Source organism: Streptomyces sp. NPDC091279 (genome assembly GCF_044757465.1).
Lineage (GTDB): Bacteria > Actinomycetota > Actinomycetes > Streptomycetales > Streptomycetaceae > Streptomyces.
Genome location: NZ_JBIVVA010000009.1, coordinates 36,445 through 59,747 on the forward strand (window position 1 = coordinate 36,445; position 23,303 = coordinate 59,747).

Here is a 23,303-nt window from a genome sequence, read left to right on the forward strand (position 1 = left end):
GGAGTTGTTGATCGGACTCGCCGGTCGGAGTTGTCTGGTCGCCGGGTCACTGGTTGCCGCAGGTGGGCAGGGGGGCCGGGTCGAGCCAGGGCAGGTCGTGGCCCATCCGGTCCCGCTTGGTTCGCAGATAGCGGAGGTTGTGCTCGCCGGCCTGCACCGGCATCGGCTCCCGGCCGGTGACGTTGAGGCCGTGGCGCACCAGGGCGTCGGTCTTGTCGGGGTTGTTGGTCATCAGGCGCAGGCTGCGGATGCCGAGGTCGGTGAGGATCTGGGCGCCGGCGCCGTAGTCCCGGGCGTCGGCGGGCAGGCCGAGTTCGAGGTTGGCGTCGAGGGTGTCGCGGCCCTGTTCCTGGAGGGCGTAGGCGCGCAGCTTGGAGAGCAGGCCGATGCCGCGTCCCTCGTGGCCGCGCAGGTAGACGACGACGCCCCGGCCCTCGTGCTGGATGCGGTCGAGGGAGGTGGCGAGCTGGGGTCCGCAGTCGCAGCGCTGGGAGGCGAAGACGTCTCCGGTGAGGCACTCGGAGTGGAGGCGGACCAGGACGTCCTCGCCGTCGCCGATGTCGCCGTGGACGAGGGCGACATGTTCGACGCCGTCGACGACGGAGCGGTAGCCGTAGGCCGCGAACTGGCCGTGCCGGGTGGGGAGTTGGACCTCGGCCTCGCGGCGCACGGTGGGTTCGGCGGTGCGCCGGTAGGCGATCAGGTCCTCGATGGAGATGATCGTCAGGCCGTGCTTGCGGGCGAACGGGATCAGTTCGGGCAGCCGGAGCATCCGGCCGTCCTCGCCGGCGATCTCGACGATGGCGCCGGCCGGTCGCAGCCCGGCGAGGCGGGCGAGGTCGACGGCGGCCTCGGTGTGGCCGTTGCGGGCGAGGACGCCGCCGGGCCTGGCGCGCAGCGGGAAGATGTGGCCGGGTCGGACGAGGTCGTCGGCCTCGGCGGTGCCGCTCGCCAGGAGCTGGAGGGTGGCGGCGCGGTCGGCGGCGGAGATGCCGGTGGTGACGCCGTGCGCGGCGGAGGCGTCGACGGAGACGGTGAACGCGGTCTTCATCGACTCGGTGTTGTCGGCGACCATCTGCGGCAGCCGGAGCCGGTCGAGTTCGTCGCCCTCCATGGGGGCGCAGATCAGGCCGCGGCACTCGGTCATCATGAAGGCGATGATCTCGGGGGTGGCCTTCTCGGCGGCGATGACGAGGTCGCCCTCGTTCTCGCGGTCCTCGTCGTCGACGACCACGATCGGGCGGCCGGCCGCGATGTCGGCGAGGGCCTTGTCGACCGGGTCGAGGGACCAGCTCTCCATGCCGTCCGGGTGGTGCGGGCCGGTGGCGGTGGTCATGCCGGGGCTCCTTCCAGGGTGGGCCGGCCGTTGTCGCGGGAGCGCAGCCACCAGTCGCGCAGGCCCCACAGGACGAGTGCGCCGTAGATGACGTAGACGAAGCCGGAGAAGGCGTAGCCGTTGGCGAAGTTGAGGGGCACGCCGACCACGTCGACCAGGAGCCAGGCGAGCCAGAACTCGACCATGCCGCGGGCCTGCGCGTACATGGCGACGACGGTGCCGACGAAGATGTACGCGTCGGGCCAGGGGTCCCAGGACAGGGTCGGGAACGCCTCGAAGAGCAGCGCGACGCCGACCGTGCCGAGGGCGGCGGCCCCGGCCATCGCGGCCCGCTCCCGCCAGCTGGCGAACCGGGGCGCGATGTGGCCGTCGGTCCCCTGGCCCCGGTGCCGGTTCCACTGCCACCAGCCGTACAGGGCGACGACGATGACGACGACCTGCTTGCCCGCGCTGCCCGCGAGGTGGCCGTAGAAGGCGATGAACAGGACGAGCCCGGACAGGAGTTGGGCCGGCCAGGTCCACAGCGAGCGGCGCCAGCCGAGGGCGAGCGCGAGCAGACCGAGGATGTTGCCGACCATGTCCGACCAGATGATCCGCTGGCCGAAGAGGTGGAACGCCTCGGAGTTCAGCCAGGTCACTGTCCGGCCCCCTGTCCGGCCGCGAGCAGCCGCTCGACGTACTTGGCGACGACGTCCACCTCAAGGTTGACCGGGTCGCCGGGCTGCTTGAGACCGAGCGTGGTCAGGGCGAGGGTGGTGGGGATGAGGCTGACGGTGAAGTGGTCGGGGCCCGCCTCGACGACGGTGAGGCTGATGCCGTCGACGGTGATGGAGCCCTTCTCGACGACGTACCGGGCGAGGTCGGCGGGGAGCGAGACCTTGACGATCTCCCAGTGCGCGGAGGGCGTGCGGGCCAGCACCTCGCCGGTGCCGTCGACGTGTCCCTGCACGATGTGGCCGCCGAGCCGGGCGCCGACGGCGGTGGGGCGCTCCAGGTTGACGCGGGAACCGGCGCTGAGGGCGCCCAGGCTGGAGCGGTCCAGGGTCTCGGCCATGACGTCGGCGGTGAACTCGTCGCCCTCGTGCTCGACGACGGTGAGACAGACGCCGTTGACGGCGATGGAGTCGCCGTGCCGGGCTCCGCCGGTGACGACGGGGCCGCGCAGCCTGAAGCGGGACGCGTCGCCGAGGTTCTCGACGGCGGTGACCTCACCCAGTTCTTCGACGATTCCGGTGAACACTTCCCGGGTCCTCCCTGCCTCATGGGGGCACGGACTCCGGGGCTGTCGATGACGACAGAATGTACGAGCGAGAACACCGGGGGCGACGCCGGACGCGCCCGTCCCGAAGGACGAGCCGAGACGGCGGCGCGCACGAATGCCCGCCCGCCGCGCACTGCCTCCCATCCGGACTTTAACCGTCGGTCCAGGAATTTCACCTGGTCAACCGGTCGCTGGAAGCGACCGGGTCGCGGACTGTAACCGCCGGTTCGGACTTTCACCGACCCCGGAGTGCGCTGCTTCTGGTACCCGATCAGTCTGCCACGCCTGTCCACCGTCCATACGGGTGAGCGGTGTGGGCTGGCTCACAGGATGCCGGAGCCAGTTCTTCCTCTTGACGTAATGGTCTAGTCCTTTCTAGGGTCGCGCGGGGGCCCGCCCGCCCCTCCCCCGGACCGGTCCGGCGGCGGTGTCGACGGCCCTTGCCCGCCGCCGGGCCTTCCCGTTCCAGCGCGGAAACCGCTCTGGCAAGCTGGCCCCATGACGACCGCGCTCGCCGACGAGTTCGCCTCGCACCGCCCCCGCCTGTTCGGCCTGGCCTACCGCCTGTTGGGCTCGGCGGACGAGGCCGAGGACGCCGTCCAGGACGCGTATCTGCGCTTCAGCGGCGCCGACCGCGACGCGATCGAATACCCGGCGGCCTGGCTCGCCAAGGTCGTCACCCACCTCTGCCTCAACCAGCTGACCTCGGCCCGCGCCCGCCGCGAGAGCTACGTCGGCGAGTGGCTGCCGGAACCCGTCGTCACCTCGGACGGCACCCTCGGCCCGCTGGAGTCGGCCGAACAGCGGGACGCGGTGTCGATGGCGATGCTGGTGCTCCTGGAACGGCTGACCCCGGCCGAGCGCGCGGTGTACGTGCTGCGCGAGGCGTTCGGGTACGGGCACCGCGAGATCGCCGAGGTGCTGGAGCTGAGCGAGCCCAACTGCCGCCAACTGTACCGGCGTGCGGTGCGGCGGGTGGGCGAGCCGGAGTCCCGGTTCGAACCGGCGCCGGAGCGCTGGGAGGAGCTGGTGACGTCCTTCCTCACCGCGGCCCGCGAAGGCGATCTGGCAGGGCTGGAACGGCGGCTCGCGGCCGACGTGGTCTGGTGGAGCGACGGCGGCGGCAAGGTCAGGTCGGCGCTGCGCCCGATCGAGGGCCGCGCGAAGGTGGCCCGCTTCCTGTTCGGCGGCGGCCAGAAGTTCACCGCCGGTGTGGACTTCGTCCCGGCCGAGATCAACGGCGAGAGCGCGCTCGTCGCCTGGCACGGCGACACCCTGGTCGCGGCGATCGTCTTCGAGCTGCGGAACGGCCTCATCAACCAGGTCAGGGCAGTCACCAACCCGGACAAACTCGCCTACGCGAGCCGCCAGTTGAAGCAGCGCTAGACCCACCGGTCACCGGTCAGGGGGGAACGACGATGCCGGGCCGTCACTCAAAGGGCGACGCCGGACACCGCACGGACGCCCCCGCCCTGACCGTCGGGCCCCGGTGACCGCCCGCGCCCTACCGCTCGGGCGGCGCGAAGACCTGGTCCTGTGCCCGGTCCCGGGCCGTCAGCAGCGCCCCGCGCAGCACCGCGCCGCCCCCCAGCGCGCCGGGTCGCACCTCCGTCGGCAGCGGGGACATCCGGCGTACCCGGGCGGCGACCCTGGACGCGAGTTCCGCCCCGCCGGCCTGCCCGACCTCGCCGCCCAGCACCACGCACCCCGGGTCGAGCACCGCCACGACGGACGCGACCCCGACGGCGAGCCGATCGGCGAGGGCGTCGAGAAACCGCCCGGAAGCACCGGCCAGGTCGGCGCCCTCCGCTGACTCCGCTCCCCCGGCCACCGCCCGTACCGCTTCCCGTACCGCTCCCGCCGCCGGTGGCTCATGGGCGCGCGGCGCCGCCGACACCCCGTGGTCCGAGGCCAGTTGAGTGATCGCCGCCGAGCCGGCCAGGGAGTGGAAGCCGCCGTCGCAGTCCGTCGCCGTCGGCAGCGAGGGGGTGCCCGGGACCGGGAGGAAGCCGATCTCGCCGGTGCCGCCGGAGGCACCCCGGCGCAGGGTGCCGTCCAGGACGACGGCCGCGCCCGTGCCGTGACCGAGCCAGAGCAGGACGAACGTGTCCCGGTCCCGGGCGGCGCCCTCGCGCTGTTCGGCCAGGGCGGCGAGGTTGGTCTCGTTCTCGACGTGGACGCGGGCCTCGGGCAGCCGTTCCTGGAGGGCGGCGACCAGTTGCCGGTGCCACTCGGGCAGGCCGGAGGAGTCGCGCAGTTCGCCGCCGGCCGGGTCGATCAGGCCGGGCGCGCCGATGCCGACGGTGTGCAGCCGGTCGGCGCCGGCCTCCTTCAGCACCCGCTCGACATGCGCGACCGCCTGTTCGACGGCGGGCCCGGTCCCGGTGTCGCCGCCGATCGGCAGGGCCGCCTCCGCGCGCACCGCGCCCACCAGGTCGGAGACGAGGACGGTGACGCCCTCGGTGCGGACGTCGAGGGCGGCGAGGTGGGCGCGGTCGGCGACGATGCCGTACAGCTTGGCGTTGGGGCCGCGGCGCGTCTCGCCCGCCTCGCCGACCACCTGGACGAACCCGGAGGCGGTGAGGCGTTCGACGAGGTCGGCGACGGTGGGCCGGGACAGGCCGGTGAGCTTCTTCAACTGGCCTGCCGTCAACGGGCCGTCCTGCTGGAGCAGACGCAGGGCGAGCCGGTCGTTGATGGCCCGGGCGGTACGGGGGGAGGCGGGCATGCCGGAATCCTTCCAGATGGGCGCGGCGCATCTCCCTATCTATCAGGCAGGGTTCCTGATAGTTTACGCGGCGTCCGTGCGGGTGAGGTGTCGGGGAGGGGCCGGAAAATGAGCGTTGTGGGCTACGAGCTGCGCGAGGTGAAGCGCGCCCGGTACGCGGTGGCGGCCGTGTTCGCCGTGCACGGAGCGGTCACCGGCTCGTTCGCGACCCGGGTGCCGTGGATTCAGGACCACGCCGGGCTGACCACCGGTGAGCTGGGATTCTCGCTCGCCTTCACGGCGTTCGGCGCCGCGTGCGCGATGCCGCTCGCGGGCCGGATCAGCCACCGGTTCGGCAGCCGGGCGGCGCTGCGCGGGCTGCTCGCCCTGTGGACGCTGGCCCTGGTCCTGCCGTCGCTCGCGCCGAATCTGTACACGCTCTGTCTGGCGATGTTCGCGTACGGGGCGAGCGCGGGCATGGCCGACGTCGCCATGAACGCGCTGGGCGTGGAGATCGAACGGCTCCTCGACAAGTCGATCATGTCCGGGCTGCACGGCATGTGGAGCGCGGGGGCGCTGATCGGTTCGGCGGGCGGCACCCTCGCCGCGCATCTGGGGGCGGACGCGCGGCTGCACTTCGCGCTGGCGGCGGCCGTGCTCACCGTGCTCGGGCTGGTGTGCTGCGGTGGGGTGCTGGACGTCCAGGCGGCCGAGGACGAGGAGCCGCCGCCGCGGTTCGCGCTGCCGCCGAGGTCGGCGCTGCTGATCGGCGCGGTCGGGTTCTGCGCGGTGTTCGCGGAGGGCGCCAGCCTCGACTGGTCGGCGGTGTATCTGCGGGACCGGCTGGAGACGTCGGCGGGGCTCGCGGCGGCCTGTACGACCGGGTTCATGCTGACCATGGCGCTGGCGCGGATGGTGGGCGACGCGGTGGTCAACCGCTTCGGCGCGGTCCGCACGGTCCGCGCCGGTGGCTTCCTCGCCGTGCTGGGCGGGCTGCTGGTCGTCGTCGGCACCTATCCGGCGGTCGCCATGGCCGGGTTCGCGCTGATGGGGCTCGGCATCGCCGTGGTCGTCCCGCTCTGCTTCGCGGCGGCCGGGCACAGCGGCCCGAATCCGAGTCAGGCCATCGCGGGCGTCGCGACGATCACGTACACGTCGGGTCTGGTGGCGCCGAGTCTGATCGGCGGGGTGGCCCAACTGAGCAGCCTGATGGTGTCGTTCGTCCTGGTGACGTTGCTGGCGTGCGGGCTGGTGGCGTTCGCGAAGGTGCTCCAGCCGGGGAAGGTGGCCGCGCGGGCGTCGGCGGGGCGGGCGGCGGAGGCGGTGGCCGACCCGCAGCCGTGATCCCAGGCCGCCGGGGTCGGTGCGCGGGACGCCGTTGCCGAAGAGGGCCGGGTGGGCCGGGAGTCACCGGGCAAGCGTGACAATGGTCCGGACGATCTTCAGGAACAGAGAAAGCGAACCTCACCATGGACCTCGGCGTGCGCTGGAAGCTGCACGGGGACGGCCGCAACCCCGCACCCGGAGCGGTGGTCCGCCCCGACGAACGGCTCTCCTGGCCCCGCACGATCGGCCTGGGCGCCCAGCACGTGGTGGCCATGTTCGGCGCGTCCTTCGTCGCCCCGGTCCTGATGGGTCTCGACCCCAATCTGGCGATCATGATGTCGGGTGTCGCGACCGTCGTCTTCCTGCTGGCGACGCGCGGCCGGGTGCCCAGCTACCTCGGCTGTTCGCTCTCCTTCGTGGGCGTGGCCGCCGTGATCCGGGCGCAGGGCGGCAGCAGCGCGACCGTCACCGGCGCGGTCCTCGTGGTCGGCGCCGCGCTGTTCCTGGTGGGGCTCGCGGTGCGGCGGTTCGGGGCGCGGATCATCCACGCGGCGATGCCGCCGATCGTCACCGGCGCGGTGGTCATGCTGATCGGCTTCAACCTGGCCCCGGTCACCGCCACCACCTACTGGCCGCAGGACCAGTGGACGGCGTTGCTGGTGATGCTGTTCACCGGTCTGGCCGTGGTCTGTCTGCGGGGTTTCTGGTCCCGGGTGGCGATCTTCCTGGGCCTGGTCTTCGGGTACGCCCTCTCCTGGGCCCTCGACCGGGTCCTCGGCCGTATCCACTCGGTCGACGCGAGCGGCAAGCTCACCGACCACTGGCGCCTGGACCTCTCCGGCGTCGGCAGGGCCGACTGGATCGGCCTGCCCTCCTTCCACGGCCCGTCCTTCCAGTGGTCGGCGGTCCTGGTCGCGCTGCCGGTGGTCATCGCCCTGGTCGCGGAGAACGCCGGGCACGTCAAGGCCGTCGGCGAGATGACCGGCGATCCGCTCGACGACCAGCTCGGCACGGCGATCTCCGCGGACGGCGTCGCCTCCATGCTGTCCACGGCGGTGGGCGGCCCGCCCAACACCACGTACTCCGAGAACATCGGCGTGATGGCCGCGACCCGCGTCTACTCGACGGCCGCCTACTGGGCCGCCGCCGGTTTCGCGCTGCTGTTCGGCGTGTGCCCGAAGTTCGGGGCGATCGTGGCGGCGATCCCGGGCGGGGTGCTCGGCGGCATCACGGTGATCCTGTACGGCATGATCGGCCTGCTCGGCGCGCAGATCTGGACCAACGCCGGGGTGGACCTGCGCAATCCGCTCAACCTGGTGCCGGCCGCCGCGGGCATCATCATCGGCGTCGGCGACGTCACGATGAAGTTCACCGACACCTTCTCGCTCAGCGGCATCGCGCTCGGCACGCTCGTCGTCATCACGGGCTACCACACGCTGCGGGCGTTCGCCCCGGCCCACTTGAAGACCCAGCAGCCACTGCTCGACGAGGGCACCTCGTCGTACGACGACCCCACGCCGTAGGCACATCTGTCCGGGTGGTGAGCGCGTTCCGCCGTTCCGGGGACGCGCCGGAGCCGTCGGCGTCGCGGGCGACCGGGGGCTGGAACGCTGCCCCCATGGCGTACGTTCAACAGCTCCCCCGCTCACCGGACTCCGTGGACCCGGTCGTCTCCCGGATGCGCGCGCTGGACGCGGCCCTCCCCGAGCGGGACGGGATCGCGGTCTTCAACCGGGTCTACCTGACCGTCACCGAGACCGTCGACCGGGACATCCGCGCCGGGGGTTTCCGTGACCCGCGGGCGGCGATCGCCCTCGACGTGCGGTTCGCGGAACGCTACCTCGACGCCGTCGACATGGACGCCGACGACCGTCGTCCGCCCGCCTGTTGGCGCCCGCTGTTCCGGCTGCGCGGCCATCCCGAGGTGCGGCCGCTCCAGTTCGCGCTGGCCGGTATCAACGCCCATATCGGGCACGATCTGGCGCTGGCCGTGGTGGACGCGTGCCGGACGCTGGACTGTGAACCGGCGGATCTGGAGGACGAGTTCGACCGGGTGGGCGAGCTGCTCGTCGCGCTGGAGGAGCGTATCCGGGAGGATCTGATGCCGGGTCCCGACCTGCTGGAGCGTGCCGACCCGCTGCCTCATCTGCTGGGCTCGTGGAGCCTGGAGCGGGCCCGGGGTGCCACCTGGGCCGCCGCCCGCGCGCTGTGGGCCCTGCGCCGACTCCCGGACCTGGCCGAGGAGTTCACCGACCGGCTGGACGCCGCGGTGGGCTTCGCGGGCCGCCTGCTCCTCACTCCGCTACGGGACTGAGCCACCGGCACGGGAGGGGAAGAGCGCCAACGTGGCTCAGTCCTCGGGGAGTTGGACCGGCGCGATCTGGTCGTAGACGTCGCCGGGGCCCGGGTTGGTGGGGTCGGTCGAGCCGCCGAGGTGGTGCAGGACGCCCCAGACGGCGTTCAGGGCGGTCTGCACGGCGCCCTCGGCCCACCCCGCCGTCCAGGAGATGTCGTCCCCGGCGAGGAAGACGCCCCGCTGGTCCGCGGGCAGCCCCTCCTGCATGAAGTGGGTGAACAGGCGCCGCTGGTAACGGTAGTGGCCGGGCAGGTTGGCCTTGAACGCGCCCATGAACCAGGGTTCGTTCTCCCAGGACACGGTCACCGGGTTGCCGATGATGTGCTTCCTGATGTCGACCGTCGGATAGATCTCGCCGAGCGACTTCAGCATCACCTCCATCCGCTCCTGCGCGGACAGCGGCAGCCACTTCAGGCTGTCGTCGCACCAGGTGTAGGAGAGGCAGATGACGGCGGGCCTGTCGGGGCCGTCGTCGAGGAGGTAAGTGCCGCGCGTCATACGGTCGGTGAGGGTCATCGACATGACGTCCCGGCCGGTCGGCTCGCCCCTGTCGTCGACGGCCCGGTCCCGCCAGAACGGCCGGTCCACCGGCACGAACAGTTTGCTCGACTCCATGTAGTGGGTGCGCTCGATCGCCGTCCAGTGGTCGATGGGGAAGAGCGCGTCGTCGCAGTCGATCTTCGAGAGCAGCAGCCAGGACTGGGCGGTGAAGACCGCCGCCTTGAAGGTGCGGATGCCGCCGTCGGCGTCGGTCACGGTGATCCGGTTGCCGGCGGTGCGGTGCAGCCGGGTCACGGCGGGCAGGGGTGAGCCGCCCGCGTGCAGGCCGGCGAGGGAGGTGCCGGGGGCCCAGTGCACCAGCTTGCGCGGCTCCAAGTGCCACAGGCGCAGGGGGAGTTGCTGGGAGCCGCCGACGATGCCGTGGTGGTGGTCGTCGGCCTCGGTGTAGACGACCCGCAGGATCTCCAGGATGGAGTTCGGGAAGTCGGTGTCCCAGCCGCCGGTGCCGAAGCCGACCTGGCCGAACATCTCCCGGTGCCGGAACGACCGGAACGCCTCGGAGTCGCAGAGGAACCCGTAGAACGTCTGGTTGTCGAGCTTCTCCACGAGCCGTGCCCAGAGGGCGCGGATGCGCGGGATGTCCCGCTCGCGCAGGGCACGGTTCATGTCGGAGAAGTCGGCGCCCTCTTCGAGGCAGCGGTTCCAGGCGGCGGCGACGTCCCGGTAGACCTGCGGGAGATCGTCGACGGTCTCGGCGTAGTGGGACTCGCCCTTGAGGTCGACGACCGTCGAAGGGGTGCTCTCCGCAAGGGGGTTGGGGAAGGGCCGGGTGGTGAGACCGACGAGGTCGATGTAGTGGCGCAGGGCGGTGGAGGAGGGCGGGAAGCGCATCGCGCCGAGTTCCGCGGTGAGTTGCTCGGTGCCGGGTCCCTCGAAGCCGACGGTGCGCAGCCGTCCGCCGAGCTGGTCGGCCTCGTACACGACCGGCCTGAGCCCCATCTTCATCAGCTCGTACGCCGAGACCAGACCGGACAGGCCGCCGCCGATGACGGCGACCTCGGTGCCGTGCTCGGTCGCCGGGACCTGCCCGAGGCCCGCCGGATGCGCGAGGAAGTCGTCGTAGGCGTACGGGAAGTCCGGGCCGAACATGGTGATCGGCGGCCGCCGTTCGTCGGCGTGCTCGACGGCGTTGGGCACCATGGACGTCATGGGGGTGCGGCTCCTTGCGGCGAACGGCGTGCGGGAGAAGGGGAGTTCAGACCAGGGACCCGTAGAGGCCGGGTCGGCGGTCGGCGAGGTACGGGTTGGCCGCGCGGGAGGCGGCGAGCAGCGCGGGGTCGACGTCGGCGACGAGGAGTTCCTCGGCGCGTCCGGCGCGGGTGCGGGCGACGCCGTCGGGCCCGGCCAGCACCGAGAGGCCGACGAACTCGAACTCCCCTTCCGTGCCGACCCGGTTGACGTAGGCGACGTACAGCTGGTTCTCGAAGGCCCGCACCGGGATCATCGACTCCGCGACGAACTGGAACGGGTGCATCTGTGCCGTGGGCACCACCAGCAGGTCGGTGCCCGCGAGGGCGTGGGCGCGGACGTTCTCCGGGAACTCGACGTCGTAGCAGATCATCAGGCCGACCGTGATGCCGTCCAACTGGGCCTGTACGACGGCCTGTTCACCGGGCGTGAAGTGCTCGCGCTCGAAACACCCGAAGAGATGGGTCTTGCGGTAGTTGGCGAGCCGCTCCCCGCTGCCGGAGATCAACTGCGCCGAGTTGAAGACGGCGTCGCCGTCCCGCTCGGGGTACCCGTAGGCGATCGCGACCCCGTGCCGAACGGCGATCTCGGCGACGGCACCGGCCGAGTCACCGTCGGCGGCCTCGGCGAGGCGCCCGATGTCGTCCCCGATCGCATACCCGGTGAGGAACATCTCCGGCACCACCAACAGCCCACCCCGCCCGACCCGTCCAGCGGCCTCCCCGAGAACCCCGAGATTCCGTTCGACAGCCCCGACAACCCCGGAACTCTGAAGCAGACCAAGACGCATAGGGGGATTCCTCACGGGTGACATAGGTGCAGGCTGACCACCCAAAACGCTACGCGGACCCCCCACCCCGAACAACAACAACCCATTGCACACCCCCACCACTTCATTGCGCCCCCACCCCACAACCAACGATTCATTGCGGGGCCCCTCTCAAGACAGGACACGACAGCGCCCCTTTTTTTAAGGGGCGCGGGGAACTGCGCGATCAACCACGACGGCGCCGCACTCGCCCACCGAGCCGCCCCTCAAGGATTCACGCAGGCGACCCCGACGAGAATCGCCGCACCAACGGCGACAGCACCAGCACCGACTTCGTCCGCTCGACGAACGACTCCCCCGCGATCCGCTCAAGCACCCGCTCGAAGTGCCGCATGTCAGCGGCGAAGACCTGCACGACCGCGTCCGCGTCCCCGGTGACCGTCGACGCGGCGACCACTTCCTGGTACCGCTCAAGCCCCCGCTGAATGGTCTGTGGCGAGGTGTTCCTCCGGCAGTAGATCTCGACGAACCCCTCGGTCTCCCACCCGAGCGCGGCGGGGTCCACCCGCACGGTGAACCCGGTGATGGCCCCGCTGGCCCGCAGCCGGTCCACCCGGCGCTTCACGGCGGGAGCCGACAGCCCGACCAGGTGACCGATGTCGGCGTAGGAGCGGCGGGCGTCCGCGGCGAGGGCGTGGACGATGCGTTCGTCGAGTGGGTTCAGCACGGGGGTGGTTCAGTTCTCCGAGGGCGCGAGACGGGAACGGCGATGGCCGTACCCGAAGTAGAACACGAGCCCGACGGCCATCCAGGCCCCGAAGACCACCCAGGTCACCGTGGACAGGCTGCCCATCATCCACACGCAGAACGCGAAGCCGAGGGCGGGCAGCACCGGCGAGAGCGGCACCCGGAACGTGCGCGGCATCGACGGCCGGGTCCGACGCAGGACGACGACGGCGACGTTGACCAGCGCGAATGCGAACAGGGTGCCGATGCTGGTGGCGTCCGCGAGCTGGCCGAGCGGGATCGCGGCGGCGAGGACGCCGCAGAACAGGGAGACGATCACGGTGTTGGCGCGGGGCGCCCCTGAGATGGGGTGGACCCGGGCGAAGACCTTGGGCACGAGGCCGTCGCGAGCCATGGCGAACAGGATGCGGGTCTGGCCGTAGAGGACGGTCAGGACGACGCTGGCGATGGCGATGACCGCGCAGAACGCGAGCAGCGTGCCCCAGAAGGCCTGTCCGGTGACGTCCCGCATGATCTGGGCGAGCGCGGCCTCGGAGTCGTTGAACCGCCGCCAGGGTCGGGCGCCGACGGCGACGGCGGCGACCAGCACGTACAGGGCAGTCACGATGACGAGCGAGAGCATGATGGCGCGGGGCAGGTCGCGCTGGGCGTTCTTGGCCTCCTCGCCGGCCGTGGAGGCGGCGTCGAAGCCGATGTAGGAGAAGAAGAGGGTGGCCCCGGCGGCGCTGACCCCGGCCATGCCGAGCGGCATGAAGTCGTGGTAGTTCCCGGACCTGAACCCCTGGACGCCGATGGCGCAGAACAGCACCAGCGCGGCGATCTTCACGCCGACCATGACGGTGTTGGCGCGGGCCGACTCGCGGGCGCCGCCCAGCAGGAGCGCCATGGCCAGCAGGACGACGATCAGCGCGGGCAGGTTGAAGACGCCGCCGTCGCCGGGCGGGGCGGACAGCGCGTCGGGGAGGGTGACGCCGAGGGTGCCGTCGAGGAGTTCGTTGAGGTACTGGCCCCAGCCGACGGCGACGGCCGCGACGGAGACGCCGTACTCCAGGATCAGGCACCAGCCGCAGATCCAGGCGATGAGTTCGCCGAGGGTCGCGTAGGCGTAGGAGTAGGAGGACCCGGCGACCGGGATGGTGCCGGCGAGTTCGGCGTAGGACAGGGCCGAGAAGAGGGCGGTGAGCCCGGCGATGACGAAGGAGAGGGTGACGGCGGGTCCGGCCTTGGGGACGGCCTCACCGAGGACGACGAAGATGCCGGTGCCGAGGGTGGCGCCGATGCTGATCATCGTCAGCTGCCACAGCCCGAGCGTGCGCCGGAGCGTGCCGCCCTCGCCGTGGCCGCCCTCCGCGACCAGGATCTCCACCGGTTTGCGGCGCATCAGCCGGGCGCCGAGGCCGGGGCCTGCGGTGCGGGTGCGGGTGCGGTCCTTGAGGGGTGCGCCTTGGTCCGGCACGCGGCGTCTCCTTCGTCACGGTTCTCAGGCGTCGGGAACCGAACGGCTCACCCGGGTGAGCGGGAACCCACCGAGCGGAGTTCCCGCCACGCCACGTCATGCGCAGCACCCTACGAGCCACGCGTTCCTGGGGGTCATGCGGCAGCCTTGCGGGTCCGCGCACGATCGCCTGCGTTCCGGGCGGCGGCGCGCCGTTCCGTTGCGCGCCGCCCGGCCGGGTCAGACCCAGCTGGCGTGCAGGGGCTTGCCCTCCGCGTACCCGGCCGCGCTCTGCACGCCGACGACGGCCTTCGCGGCGAACTCCTCCAGGGAGGCGGCGCCCGCGTAGGTGCAGGAGGAGCGGACGCCCGCGATGATCGAGTCGATCAGGTCCTCGACGCCGGGGCGGGCCGGGTCGAGGAACATCCGGGAGGTGGAGATGCCCTCCTCGAACAGGGCCTTGCGGGCCCGGTCGTAGGCGGACTCCTCGGAGGTGCGGTTGCGGACCGCGCGGGCCGAGGCCATGCCGAAGGACTCCTTGTAGAGCCGCCCGGAGGCGTCCTGCTGGAGGTCGCCCGGGGACTCGTAGGTGCCGGCGAACCAGGAGCCGACCATGACGTTCGAGGCGCCGGCGGCCAGCGCCATCGCCACGTCACGGGGGTGGCGGACACCGCCGTCGGCCCACACGTGCTTGCCGTGCTTCCTGGCCTCGGCGGCGCACTCCAGGACCGCCGAGAACTGCGGCCTGCCGACGCCGGTCATCATGCGGGTGGTGCACATGGCGCCGGGTCCGACGCCGACCTTGATGATGTCGGCGCCGGCCTCGATCAGGTCGCGGACGCCCTCGGCGGCGACGATGTTGCCGGCCACGATCGGGACCCTCGGGTCGAGGTCGCGGACCAGCTTGACCGCGCTGATCATCGACTCCTGGTGGCCGTGGGCGGTGTCGATGACGAGGGTGTCGACGCCCGCGTCGAGCAGTTCCTGGGCCTTGCCCGCGACATCGCCGTTGATGCCGACGGCGGCGGCGATCCGCAGCCCGCCCCGCTCGTCGACGGCGGGCGTGTACAGGGTGGCGCGCAGGGCGCCGGTGCGGGTGAGGATGCCGGCGAGGCGGCCGTCCGCGTCGACGGCGGGGGCGTAGCGGCGGTTGGCGCCGTCGAGCCGGTTGAAGGCCTCGCGCGGGTCGATGTCCGCGTCGAGCAGCAGCAGGTCCTTGGACATGACCACGTCGAGCTGGGTGAAGCGGTCGACGCCGGTGAGGTCCTGGTCGGTGACGACACCGACGGGGCGGCTCTCGGCGTCGACGACGACACCGGCGTTGTGCGCGCGCTTGGGCAGCAGGGCGAGGGCGTCGGCGACGGTCTGGTGCGGGGAGAGCACGATCGGGGTGTCGAGCACGAGGTGGCGGCTCTTGACCCAGGAGACGACGTCGGAGACGACCTCGAACGGGATGTCCTGCGGGATGACCACGAGCCCGCCGCGCCGGGCGACCGTCTCGGCCATCCGGCGGCCGGCGATGGCGGTCATGTTGGCGACGACCAGCGGGATCGTGGTGCCGGTGCCGTCCGGGGAGCTGAGGTCCACGCCCTGCCGGGAGCCGACGGCGCTGCGGCTGGGGACCATGAAGACGTCGTCGTACGTCAGGTCGTAGGCGGGCTGTATGTCGTTGAGGAAACGCACGTGCTGCACATCCCAGTCGATCAGAGGTGGCCCCCGACCCGATCGGCCAGGGGGAAGAGCACGTACCTCATTGTCCCATGCCGACCGGAATGCGTGACTCCAGGAGGATCGTCCAGGCAGGTCAGCGGGGCTTTCGGCGGAATCTCCAAGAGGGTCAGGCGGTCCGCTTGCCGAGGGCGAGCACCACGGACAGCTCCGGCGTGCGGTCCACCGTCTCGGCGAACACGTCCTGCGCGATCGTCCACTCCTGCGGGCGAGCCTGGGCGTACGGCCGCCAGTTCCGCACGACCAGCAGCAGCCCCTGGGCGGCGGCGGCCTCGGGCCAGACGGTGGGGTCGCTGAGGGAGTCGGCGAGGGCGTCCCAGTTGCGGCCGAACCAGTCGGGCAGCGCGAGGGCCTGGGCGACGCGGTCCATCAGCCCCGCCCTGTCGGTGACGCCGTCGAGGTCGAGCGTGACCGGGTGGGGGTTCGTCATCTCAGTACCGCCCTGAAGGAGTTGGGGTGACCATCGATGTGTCCATGGCAATTCTGCCGCACCTCCGAGGCCGGGGCGCGGGAAGGGCGGAACGTGGTGTTCCGGGCGCCGGGGCGACCGGCGGACGGCGCGTTGTTGCGCGAGGTGGCAGCGTTGCGCGGGGACCTGCTGGCAACGCTCCCCCCGTATCCGGCGGCTGAGCAGCCCGGATGCCGCGCCGGGGGGTGGGCGGGGTGTTGCCGCCGGAGCCTTCGTGGCCGCCATGGCCCGGATCTGGCGATGCAACACTCCGCGTCTCCTCCATTCTGGACACCCGCTTCCGCCGTCAGTCGGTCGAGGGACAAACCCCGCTGCCCGAGGCGGGTCGGACGAATGGAGTGCGCGGTGGACCGTCCGCTGCTGTCGTTGAGATCGACGCTGGTGTTCCTGCTCGCCCTGCTGGCCGGCGCCGCCGCCGGTGGGCTGACGGCGCTGGCCGGTGAGGGACCGCCGCGCAGCCTGCTCGCGGGCCTCGCCGTCGCGGGCCTCGCCGTCCCGTTCTTCAACCGTCTCATCGCCCCCGAGCGCGACGCGGCCGGGCCGTCGGCGCCGATCACCGCCGAGGAGGAGCGTCATGCCTGAGCTACGGCCGCTGGGAGACGACCTCAACGACGCCTCACGGGCCCTCGCCGTGGCGCTGCGGGAACTGTTCGAGGGCCTGGAGGTGTCGGTACGGCGCTACGCGGCCCGCCGCCGACGCGACCCGGGGACGTTCTCGCGCTATCTGAACGGCACCCGGTTACCGCCGTGGCAGGTGATCAGCGACCTCTTCGCCGACGTCGCCGAACACCGGGGAACGGCGGTCACCACCGAGGCCATCGAGTTCGTCCGGGAGCTGTACGGATCGGCGGTGGACGCCTCCTCGTCCCCGAGGCACGCCACGGAGATCCTGGAACAGCAACTGGTCGACGCCGACCGGATCTCACGGCGCTCCAGCGTCCGGGGCGATGTGCTGGGCGACGCGCTCCTGGACCGGAAACAGCGCATCGCCGACCTCCAGACGCGGCTGAACCAGCTGGAGGCGGAGCGCAACGCGGAGCGCAGACGGGCGGACGCCCTCGCGGCGGCCCACCCCGACGTGTCCGGTCTCCTCGCCGAGCGCGACGTGCTCGAACAGGAGGTCAGACGGCTCGGGGCCGACCTCCGGCAGGCGCGGGAGCAGCGGGCCGCCGCGGAGGACCGCTGCCATCTGCTGGAACGCCAGCTGGACGCCGTTCAGGAGGCCTCCGCCGCGAAACTTCCCGACGCCCCGCAGGACATGCCCCGGGTCCTGATCGTCGACGACCAGCCGGACAACCTGCTCGCGATGACCGCCGTCCTGTCCACGCTCGACCAGGAACTGGTCACCGTGTCGTCCGGGCAGGAGGCCCTCAAGGCGCTCCTCGACCACACCGACTTCGCGGTCATCATCATGGACGTGCAGATGCCGGGGATGGACGGCTACGAGACCTGCGCCCACATCAAACGCCGCCCCCGCACCCGGGACGTCCCCATCATCTTCCTGACCGCCATGGGGATGGACGCCGAGCACTCCGCCCGTGGGTACGCGGCGGGCGCCGTCGACTACATCACCAAGCCGTTCGACCCGTGGGTGCTACGGGCCAAGGTCGCCGTCTTCACCACCATCTACCTGGAACGACGCGCCTGACCCGGCCCCACTCCCGGCAACGGCCCGAACCACGGCGGCACCCCGGCGCCGCCGCGTCCGGCCGATCCCGACAGCCGGACACCCTGACGAACCGTCAGAGTCCGTCGGGGTCGGCCCGGTTGAGGGCGTGCCGGGGGGTGCTGCCGGTCGTCAGCAGGACGTCGGCGGCGGACGTGTCCGTCACCAGGCTGGTCACCAGACCCGACCGGAGAACGGCGTCGATCGCGGCGGCCTTGCGCTGCCCGCCCGCGATCGCCACGACCTCGGGGATACGGCGGAGCTGGTCGGCCTTGACGGTGATGCAGCGTTCGCCGAGGTCCCGGCCGACCCGGCGGCCCTCCGCGTCGAAGAGGTGCGCGGACATCTCGGCGGCGACCCCGAGCGAGGCGTAGTGGCCGCGCTCCTCGTCGCTGAGCATGTCGTGCACCGTCGAGATGCCGGGCTCCCAGGAGCCGATCGAGACACAGGCGACCGTGACCTTGTCGAAGTACTCGAAGGCCCGGGCGATCCCGGTCTGGTGGCGCAACGCCTCCGCGGTGGCCGCGTCCGGCAGCAGCATCGGCGCGTAGATGGGGTGCGCGTCGCCGCCGGAGACCTGGGCGGCCCGGCGCACCGCCTCCACGGAGCCGCGCTCGGCGGTCCCGGCGTCGTACACGCCCGTCAGCTGCACGACCGTGCACGGCGGGAGCCGGTCGAGGGCGGCGGCCATGTGGATGGTGGACCGGCCCCACGCGAGGCCCAGCACATCGCCCTCGGCGACCAGCTCGCCGAGCAGGTCGGCGGCCACCTCACCGAGGTTCTCGGGGTCGGGCGACTCCTCGGCGTCGGCCGGGGACTCGACGACGACGGCGTGCCGCAGCCCGTAACGGGCCCGCAGCGCGTCCGAGCGCTCGGCGTCCAGCTCGGCCGGGACCCGGATCTCGATGCGGACGAGGTCGCGTTCGAGGGCCGTCTCCAGCACCCGGGCGACCTTGAAGCGGCTGACGCCGAACTCCTCCGCGATCTGGATCTTGGACTTGCCCTCCAGGTAGAAGCGGCGGGCCATGGCCGCCGCCTGCACCAGCTCAGCGGGTCCCATCCGTACTGCTGACCGGCCCGCCGACATACCCGACACGGCGATCTCCTCACTGCTGTTCACACTCTGGGTTCGCCGTTCATCCTTGCAGATCCGGCGTGCTTGACTCGCCCTGAACGGACGCCGTTCACGTACCCGTGGCTCAGTGGTCGCATCCCCAGGCCGCGGCGGCGGTCGCGGTCTGCGCCTGGGCGCGCAGGGCGCGCACCGCCTCGGCCGGGTCATCGGCGCCGTAGACGGCCGACCCGGCGACGAAGACGTCCGCCCCGGCCTCGGCGCAGCGTTCGATGGTGGTCGCGGAGACCCCGCCGTCGACCTGGAGCCACAGGTCGAGGCCGTGCTTGCCGATCAGCTGCCGGGTGCGGCGGATCTTCGGCAGCATGACGTCGAGGAACGCCTGCCCGCCGAAGCCCGGCTCGACGGTCATGATCAACAGCATGTCCAGTTCGGGCAGCAGGTCCTCGTACGGCTCGATGGGCGTCGCGGGCCGCAGTGCCATGGAGGCGCGGGCGCCCTTGGCGCGGATCTCGCGGGCGAGCCTGATCGGCGCGGAGGCCGCCTCCACGTGGAAGGTGACGGAGGAGGCCCCGGCCTCGACGTACTGGGGCGCCCAGCGGTCGGGGTCCTCGATCATCAGATGGCAGTCCAGCGGGGTGTCCGTCGCCCGGGCCAGCGACTCCACGACCGGCACCCCGAGGGTGAGGTTCGGGACGAAGTGGTTGTCCATGACGTCGACGTGGAGCCAGTCGGCTCCCCCGACCGCCTTCGCCTCGTCCGCGAGGCGGGCGAAGTCGGCGGACAGGATGCTGGGGTTGATCTGCACGGCCATGCCCCAAGACTGCCATGTCCTGGGCCGATTGGTCGCCGCGATGCGGCCCCGGCCCGGGCGGGGAGACGGTTCAGGCGGTCCTGCGCAGGATCGCCAGGTACATGGCGTCGGTGCCGTGCAGATGCGGCCACAGCTGGATGTCGGGTCCCTCGCCCAGGTCCGGGACCCCGGGCAGCAGCGGCCGGACGTCGACCCGCTCGACGTGCGGGTGCTGCTTGAGGACGTCGTCGACGACGGCCCGGGTCTCGGCGAGATGCGGCGAACAGGTCGCGTAGCCGACCACCCCGCCGACCCGCACGGAGTCCAACGCGGTGCGCAGCAGGGCCCGTTGCAACGGCGCGAACCCGTCGAGATCCTCGGGACGGCGCCGCCAGCGTGCCTCGGGCCGCCTGCGCAGCGCGCCGAGCCCGGTGCAGGGCACGTCCATCAGCACCCGGTCGAAGGCGCCGGGACGCCACGGCGGCCGGGTCCCGTCGGCGGCGATCACCTGGTAGGGGCCGGGGTTGCCGCGCAGGGCCTTGGCGACGAGACCGGCCCGGTGCGGCTGCTTCTCGGAGGCCAGCAGCGTCGCCCCGCGTTCGGCGGCGAGGGCGGCGAGCAGCGCGGCCTTGCCGCCGGGTCCCGCACAGCCGTCGAGCCAGGCCCGGTCGGGTCCGTCGAGGGGCGCGTTGGCCAGCGCGAGGGCGACGAGCTGACTGCCCTCGTCCTGCACCCCGGCCCGGCCCTCCCGCACGGCGTCGACGGCACCGGGTTCGCCGCCCTCGGACAACCGCACGGCATACGGTGACCAGCGCCCCGGCACGGCCGCCTCCTCGCCGAGCAACTCCTCCTGGGTGGCCCGGCCGGGCCGCGCGACCAACGTCACCTCGGGCCGCTCGTTGTCGGCCTCCAACAGCTCCTCGATGCCGGCCCGGCCGCCGCCGAGCGCGTCCCACAGGGCGGAGACGACCCAGCGCGGATGCGAGTGGACGACGGCGAGGTGGTCCTCCGCGTCCTCGTCGTAGGGCGGCGCGACCTTGGCGATCCAGCCGTCCAGATCGTCCTGCGCGACCTTGCGCAGCACGGCGTTCACGAACTTCGCCCGCCCGTCGCCGAGCACCACCCGGGCCAGCTCGACGGAGGCGGACACGGCGGCGTGCGTCGGAATCCGGGTGCCGAGCAACTGGTGCACCCCGAGACTGATCACGTCCAGCACCGGCGGATCGACCTCCCGCAACGGCCGGTCCACGCAGGCCGCGATGACGGCGTCGTAGGTGCCCTGCCTGCGCAGCGTCCCGTACACCAGCTCGGTGGCCAGCGCCGCGTCCCGCCCGTCGAACTTCTCGGGCCCCTCCTTCTCCCGCGCCTTGCGCAGCAACGGCGGCAGCACGAGGTTGGCGTACGCGTCCCGCTCGTCCACGGCCCGCAACGCCTCGAAGGCGAGGATGCGAACGGGGTCCTTCTGGGGCCGACGGTAGGGCTTGCCGGGCTTACGGGGCCGACGGGAGGTGTCGCTCACGAAAAAGGTGCTCCGGATGTGGATGGGGGTGCGCACGGACCCAGTCCCAGCGCACACGACAGACCCCCCAAGGGTACGTCCGCCCCGGTGAGGGGGGCGCGGGGCGGGGGCCGGGGGGGCGGGGGCTGAGTGGAGGGGGCGTGTTGCCGAGGCAGGGTGGGGTGCTCGGCGGCGGGCGGCGGGCGGCGGGCGGCGGGCGGCGGGCGGCGGGCGGCGGGCGGCGGGCGGCGGGCGGCGGGCGGCGGGCGGCGGGCGGCGGGCGGCGGGCTAACGTTCGTGAGGCCCACTCGCCGTCGTTACAGGGTCTAACTCTCGCGATGAGGTATCAGTACCGCGACACCCGGCAACGCGGGGCCGCAGGTGTTGCCGACCCGGGGCACGGTCAGGCGCCTGGCTGGGTGGCAGCCGACAGAAGGCTCGCGACTCGCGACTATGTACCGTTTGCGACACCCACCAGCTACCGCTACAGGGTCTAACTCTCGCGAGAGGGCCTCACCCTTGCGAGAGCGAACAGCACACGCCGAGCGCCCAGCCCACACGCCCGGCGCCCAGACCCCAGAGGGACCACTCACCGCCAGCATCAGCACCAGCCGCTAACTATCGCGAGAGGGTCTCACCCTCGGCGATACGCACGCCCCGCGCCCAATCCGCCGCGCGCATCGGCTTCTTGCCCTGGGCCTGCACCCACAGCAGCTCGATGGCGTAGGAGCCGGTGCCGACGTGCACGCTGTTCTTGCCGACGGCGAGCTGACCGGGCGCCAGATCGGTGCGATCGGGAACGGGCGCGGCATGGATGAGCTTGAGCCGCTCACCCCGGAAGACGGTCCAGGCACCGGGCGCGGGAGTGCAGCCGCGCACCACGCGGTCGACCCGCAGCGCCGGGGCGGCCCAGTCGACCTCGGCGTCCTCGACGGTGATCTTCGGGGCGAGGCTGATGCCCTCGGCCGGCTGCGGTACGGCGTGCAGGGTGCCGTCCTCGATGCCGTCCATGGTCGCGGCGAGCAGTCCCGACCCGGCGAACGCGAGCCGGGTGAGCAGATCACCGCTGGTGTCGGTGGGCCGGATCTCCTCGGTGACGGTGCCGTAGACCGGCCCGGAGTCGAGGCCCTCCTCGATGAGGAAGGTGGCGGCGCCGGTGATCTCGTCGCCGGCCATGAGGGAGTGCTGCACCGGGGCGGCGCCCCGCCAGGCGGGCAGCAGCGAGAAGTGCAGGTTGACCCAGCCGTGGGCCGGGATGTCGAGGGCGACGCGCGGCAACAGGGCGCCGTACGCGACGACGGGACAGCAGTCCGGCGCGATCTCCCGCAGCCGCTCCAGGAATTCGGGGTCCCGCGGCTTCACCGGCTTCAGCACCTCGATGCCGGCCTCCTCGGCCCGTTCCGCCACGGGTGACGCCACCAGCCTGCGCCCACGCCCGGCCGGCGCGTCGGGCCGGGTGACAACGGCGGCCACCTCGTGGCGCCCGGAGGCGATCAGGGCGTCCAGAGCGGGAACGGCGACCTCGGGGGTACCGGCGAAGACGAGCTTCATGGGGAGTTACGGCCCTCTCGGAGCGGTGGGCTGACAGACGGTCCCCAAGTTTATGGCCCTGGTGGGACAGGCGCAGACCTCGGGAGCTGAAGCAGTCCGGGGGCGTACGCACAGGCCCTCGCGCCCCCGATGCGTGACCCGCGGCGCGATCGGGCGTTGGTCAAGAAAGAGTTGACCACAACGGGCTGCGAACGTGCGGCCCGATCCTTTGCAACGCCGGTTCGAGAGGCTTCTTCATGGCCGACCACGCAACCCACGACGCCCAGGCTCGGGCCAGCCTGCACTTGCTGGTGCGGGACATCGAGCGGGTCCGTCGGCAGGTGGACGCACTGCGCACCCTCACCGCCCAACTGGGCAACGTCTACCGCCCGCGCCGCTCCGGCCCCGCCACGGGCTTCGTCGTCTACGGGCGCGCCCCCGCTCCCACGGTCCGCCTCGCCCAGGAGCTGCGGGACAGCGTCGAGACGCTGGTCACGGCCGCCGTCGACTTCGACCGTTCGCTGGGCTTCTCCTGGGACGCGGTGGGTTCCGCACTGGGCGTCACCAAGCAGGCGGTGCACCGGCGTTACGGTTCACGCCGGGCGGCGACCCAGGCGGCGGCCGAGGCGGAACGGACGACGGAGGGCTCGGCGGCCCGCACGATGAGCGTCACGCCCGCCCTGCCGACGGTCCCGGCGGCGCGTTCCATGCCGACGCAGCCGACGGCGGGCAGCCCGGTCCTACGCGACGAGGCCAGGCCCACGGCATTCCCAGGCCCCCGCAACGGCTAACCCACCCCTCCCCCTGCCCTCCCACCCCCTTGGGAGGGCAGCCCCATACCCGGCCTGCACCAATACACGA

21 protein-coding genes and 1 riboswitch are annotated in these 23,303 nt (G+C 72.2%); of the genes, 7 read left to right on the forward strand and 14 right to left on the reverse strand.

Annotation, left to right across the window (positions count from 1 at the left end; all coding sequences use genetic code 11):
• Positions 1–46: 46 nt before the first annotated feature.
• The 3 genes from ACIQOU_RS22805 to ACIQOU_RS22815 are packed head-to-tail and all read right to left on the reverse strand — an operon-like array spanning position 47 to position 2,576.
• On the reverse strand, positions 47–1,336 hold the full coding sequence (locus tag ACIQOU_RS22805) for a bifunctional 3,4-dihydroxy-2-butanone-4-phosphate synthase/GTP cyclohydrolase II (protein ID WP_401538642.1): 1,290 nt from the start codon (positions 1,334–1,336) through the stop codon (positions 47–49).
• Positions 1,333–1,974 (reverse strand): nicotinamide riboside transporter PnuC, encoded by a 642-nt coding sequence (pnuC, locus tag ACIQOU_RS22810; protein WP_401538643.1) that lies wholly within the window; start codon positions 1,972–1,974, stop codon positions 1,333–1,335. The genes ACIQOU_RS22805 and pnuC overlap by 4 nt, the downstream gene beginning before the upstream one ends.
• Positions 1,971–2,576 carry a riboflavin synthase gene (locus ACIQOU_RS22815; protein ID WP_401538644.1) on the reverse strand — a complete coding sequence of 202 codons (606 nt, stop codon included), beginning with the start codon at positions 2,574–2,576 and terminating at the stop codon, positions 1,971–1,973. Before ACIQOU_RS22815 ends, pnuC begins: the two co-directional genes overlap by 4 nt.
• 147 nt (positions 2,577–2,723) lie before the next feature.
• Positions 2,724–2,854, reverse strand: a riboswitch (FMN riboswitch).
• A gap of 241 nt (positions 2,855–3,095) precedes the next feature.
• On the opposite strand from ACIQOU_RS22815, the gene ACIQOU_RS22820 reads away from it, so the two are divergent.
• Entirely contained in the window at positions 3,096–3,983 is an 888-nt protein-coding gene (locus ACIQOU_RS22820; protein ID WP_401538645.1) for an RNA polymerase sigma-70 factor, read from the forward strand.
• Between the two features lie 118 nt (positions 3,984–4,101).
• On the opposite strand, the gene ACIQOU_RS22825 is transcribed toward ACIQOU_RS22820, so the two are convergent.
• Positions 4,102–5,325: an ROK family transcriptional regulator gene (locus ACIQOU_RS22825; RefSeq protein WP_401538646.1), complete on the reverse strand. Its 1,224-nt coding sequence runs from the start codon at positions 5,323–5,325 to the stop codon at positions 4,102–4,104.
• A gap of 108 nt (positions 5,326–5,433) precedes the next feature.
• On the opposite strand from ACIQOU_RS22825, the gene ACIQOU_RS22830 reads away from it, so the two are divergent.
• The 3 genes from ACIQOU_RS22830 (at position 5,434) to ACIQOU_RS22840 (ending at position 8,944) form a co-directional block, all read left to right on the forward strand.
• Positions 5,434–6,648, forward strand: a complete 1,215-nt coding sequence (locus ACIQOU_RS22830; protein ID WP_401538647.1) for an MFS transporter — start codon at positions 5,434–5,436, stop codon at positions 6,646–6,648.
• 125 nt (positions 6,649–6,773) lie between these two features.
• A complete protein-coding gene (locus ACIQOU_RS22835) occupies positions 6,774–8,153 on the forward strand; it encodes a uracil-xanthine permease family protein (protein ID WP_401538648.1) in 1,380 nt (459 codons plus the stop codon).
• Positions 8,154–8,248: 95 nt separating this feature from the next.
• Complete coding sequence (locus ACIQOU_RS22840; protein WP_401538649.1) at positions 8,249–8,944, forward strand: DUF5995 family protein; 696 nt, start codon at positions 8,249–8,251, stop codon at positions 8,942–8,944.
• A 36-nt stretch (positions 8,945–8,980) separates the two neighbouring features.
• Here ACIQOU_RS22840 and ACIQOU_RS22845 read toward each other — a convergent pair whose 3' ends face one another.
• From ACIQOU_RS22845 to ACIQOU_RS22870, 6 genes are all read right to left on the reverse strand, one after another.
• Complete coding sequence (locus ACIQOU_RS22845) at positions 8,981–10,696, reverse strand: flavin monoamine oxidase family protein (RefSeq protein WP_401538650.1); 1,716 nt, start codon at positions 10,694–10,696, stop codon at positions 8,981–8,983.
• 46 nt (positions 10,697–10,742) lie between these two features.
• Positions 10,743–11,525 carry a carbon-nitrogen hydrolase family protein gene (locus ACIQOU_RS22850; protein WP_401538651.1) on the reverse strand — a complete coding sequence of 261 codons (783 nt, stop codon included), beginning with the start codon at positions 11,523–11,525 and terminating at the stop codon, positions 10,743–10,745.
• A gap of 253 nt (positions 11,526–11,778) precedes the next feature.
• Positions 11,779–12,231, reverse strand: a complete 453-nt coding sequence (locus tag ACIQOU_RS22855; protein ID WP_401538652.1) for an Lrp/AsnC family transcriptional regulator — start codon at positions 12,229–12,231, stop codon at positions 11,779–11,781.
• 9 nt (positions 12,232–12,240) lie between these two features.
• The gene (locus ACIQOU_RS22860; protein ID WP_401538653.1) at positions 12,241–13,707 is read right to left on the reverse strand and encodes an amino acid permease; all 1,467 of its coding nucleotides are present in this window, start codon (positions 13,705–13,707) and stop codon (positions 12,241–12,243) included.
• 219 nt (positions 13,708–13,926) lie between these two features.
• Positions 13,927–15,369, reverse strand: coding sequence for a GuaB1 family IMP dehydrogenase-related protein (locus ACIQOU_RS22865; protein ID WP_401539005.1), 1,443 nt, complete (start codon positions 15,367–15,369; stop codon positions 13,927–13,929).
• Between the two features lie 154 nt (positions 15,370–15,523).
• Entirely contained in the window at positions 15,524–15,844 is a 321-nt protein-coding gene (locus ACIQOU_RS22870; RefSeq protein ID WP_401538654.1) for a barstar family protein, read from the reverse strand.
• Positions 15,845–16,228: 384 nt separating this feature from the next.
• Between ACIQOU_RS22870 and ACIQOU_RS22875 the strand changes: the two genes are divergently transcribed.
• Positions 16,229–16,465 (forward strand): hypothetical protein, encoded by a 237-nt coding sequence (locus tag ACIQOU_RS22875; RefSeq protein WP_401538655.1) that lies wholly within the window; start codon positions 16,229–16,231, stop codon positions 16,463–16,465.
• Positions 16,458–17,531 carry a response regulator gene (locus tag ACIQOU_RS22880; RefSeq protein ID WP_401538656.1) on the forward strand — a complete coding sequence of 358 codons (1,074 nt, stop codon included), beginning with the start codon at positions 16,458–16,460 and terminating at the stop codon, positions 17,529–17,531. The genes ACIQOU_RS22875 and ACIQOU_RS22880 overlap by 8 nt, the downstream gene beginning before the upstream one ends.
• Before the next feature lie 94 nt (positions 17,532–17,625).
• On the opposite strand, the gene ACIQOU_RS22885 is transcribed toward ACIQOU_RS22880, so the two are convergent.
• The 4 genes from ACIQOU_RS22885 to fmt form a co-directional block, all read right to left on the reverse strand.
• Positions 17,626–18,669 carry a sugar-binding transcriptional regulator gene (locus ACIQOU_RS22885; protein ID WP_401538657.1) on the reverse strand — a complete coding sequence of 348 codons (1,044 nt, stop codon included), beginning with the start codon at positions 18,667–18,669 and terminating at the stop codon, positions 17,626–17,628.
• 79 nt (positions 18,670–18,748) lie between these two features.
• Positions 18,749–19,435 (reverse strand): ribulose-phosphate 3-epimerase, encoded by a 687-nt coding sequence (rpe, locus tag ACIQOU_RS22890; protein ID WP_401538658.1) that lies wholly within the window; start codon positions 19,433–19,435, stop codon positions 18,749–18,751.
• A 70-nt stretch (positions 19,436–19,505) separates the two neighbouring features.
• Positions 19,506–20,933: an RsmB/NOP family class I SAM-dependent RNA methyltransferase gene (locus tag ACIQOU_RS22895; protein WP_401538659.1), complete on the reverse strand. Its 1,428-nt coding sequence runs from the start codon at positions 20,931–20,933 to the stop codon at positions 19,506–19,508.
• 597 nt (positions 20,934–21,530) lie between these two features.
• Positions 21,531–22,463, reverse strand: coding sequence for a methionyl-tRNA formyltransferase (gene fmt, locus ACIQOU_RS22900; protein WP_401538660.1), 933 nt, complete (start codon positions 22,461–22,463; stop codon positions 21,531–21,533).
• Positions 22,464–22,699: 236 nt separating this feature from the next.
• Between fmt and ACIQOU_RS22905 the strand changes: the two genes are divergently transcribed.
• Entirely contained in the window at positions 22,700–23,233 is a 534-nt protein-coding gene (locus ACIQOU_RS22905) for a hypothetical protein (RefSeq protein WP_401538661.1), read from the forward strand.
• Positions 23,234–23,303 lie beyond the last annotated feature (70 nt).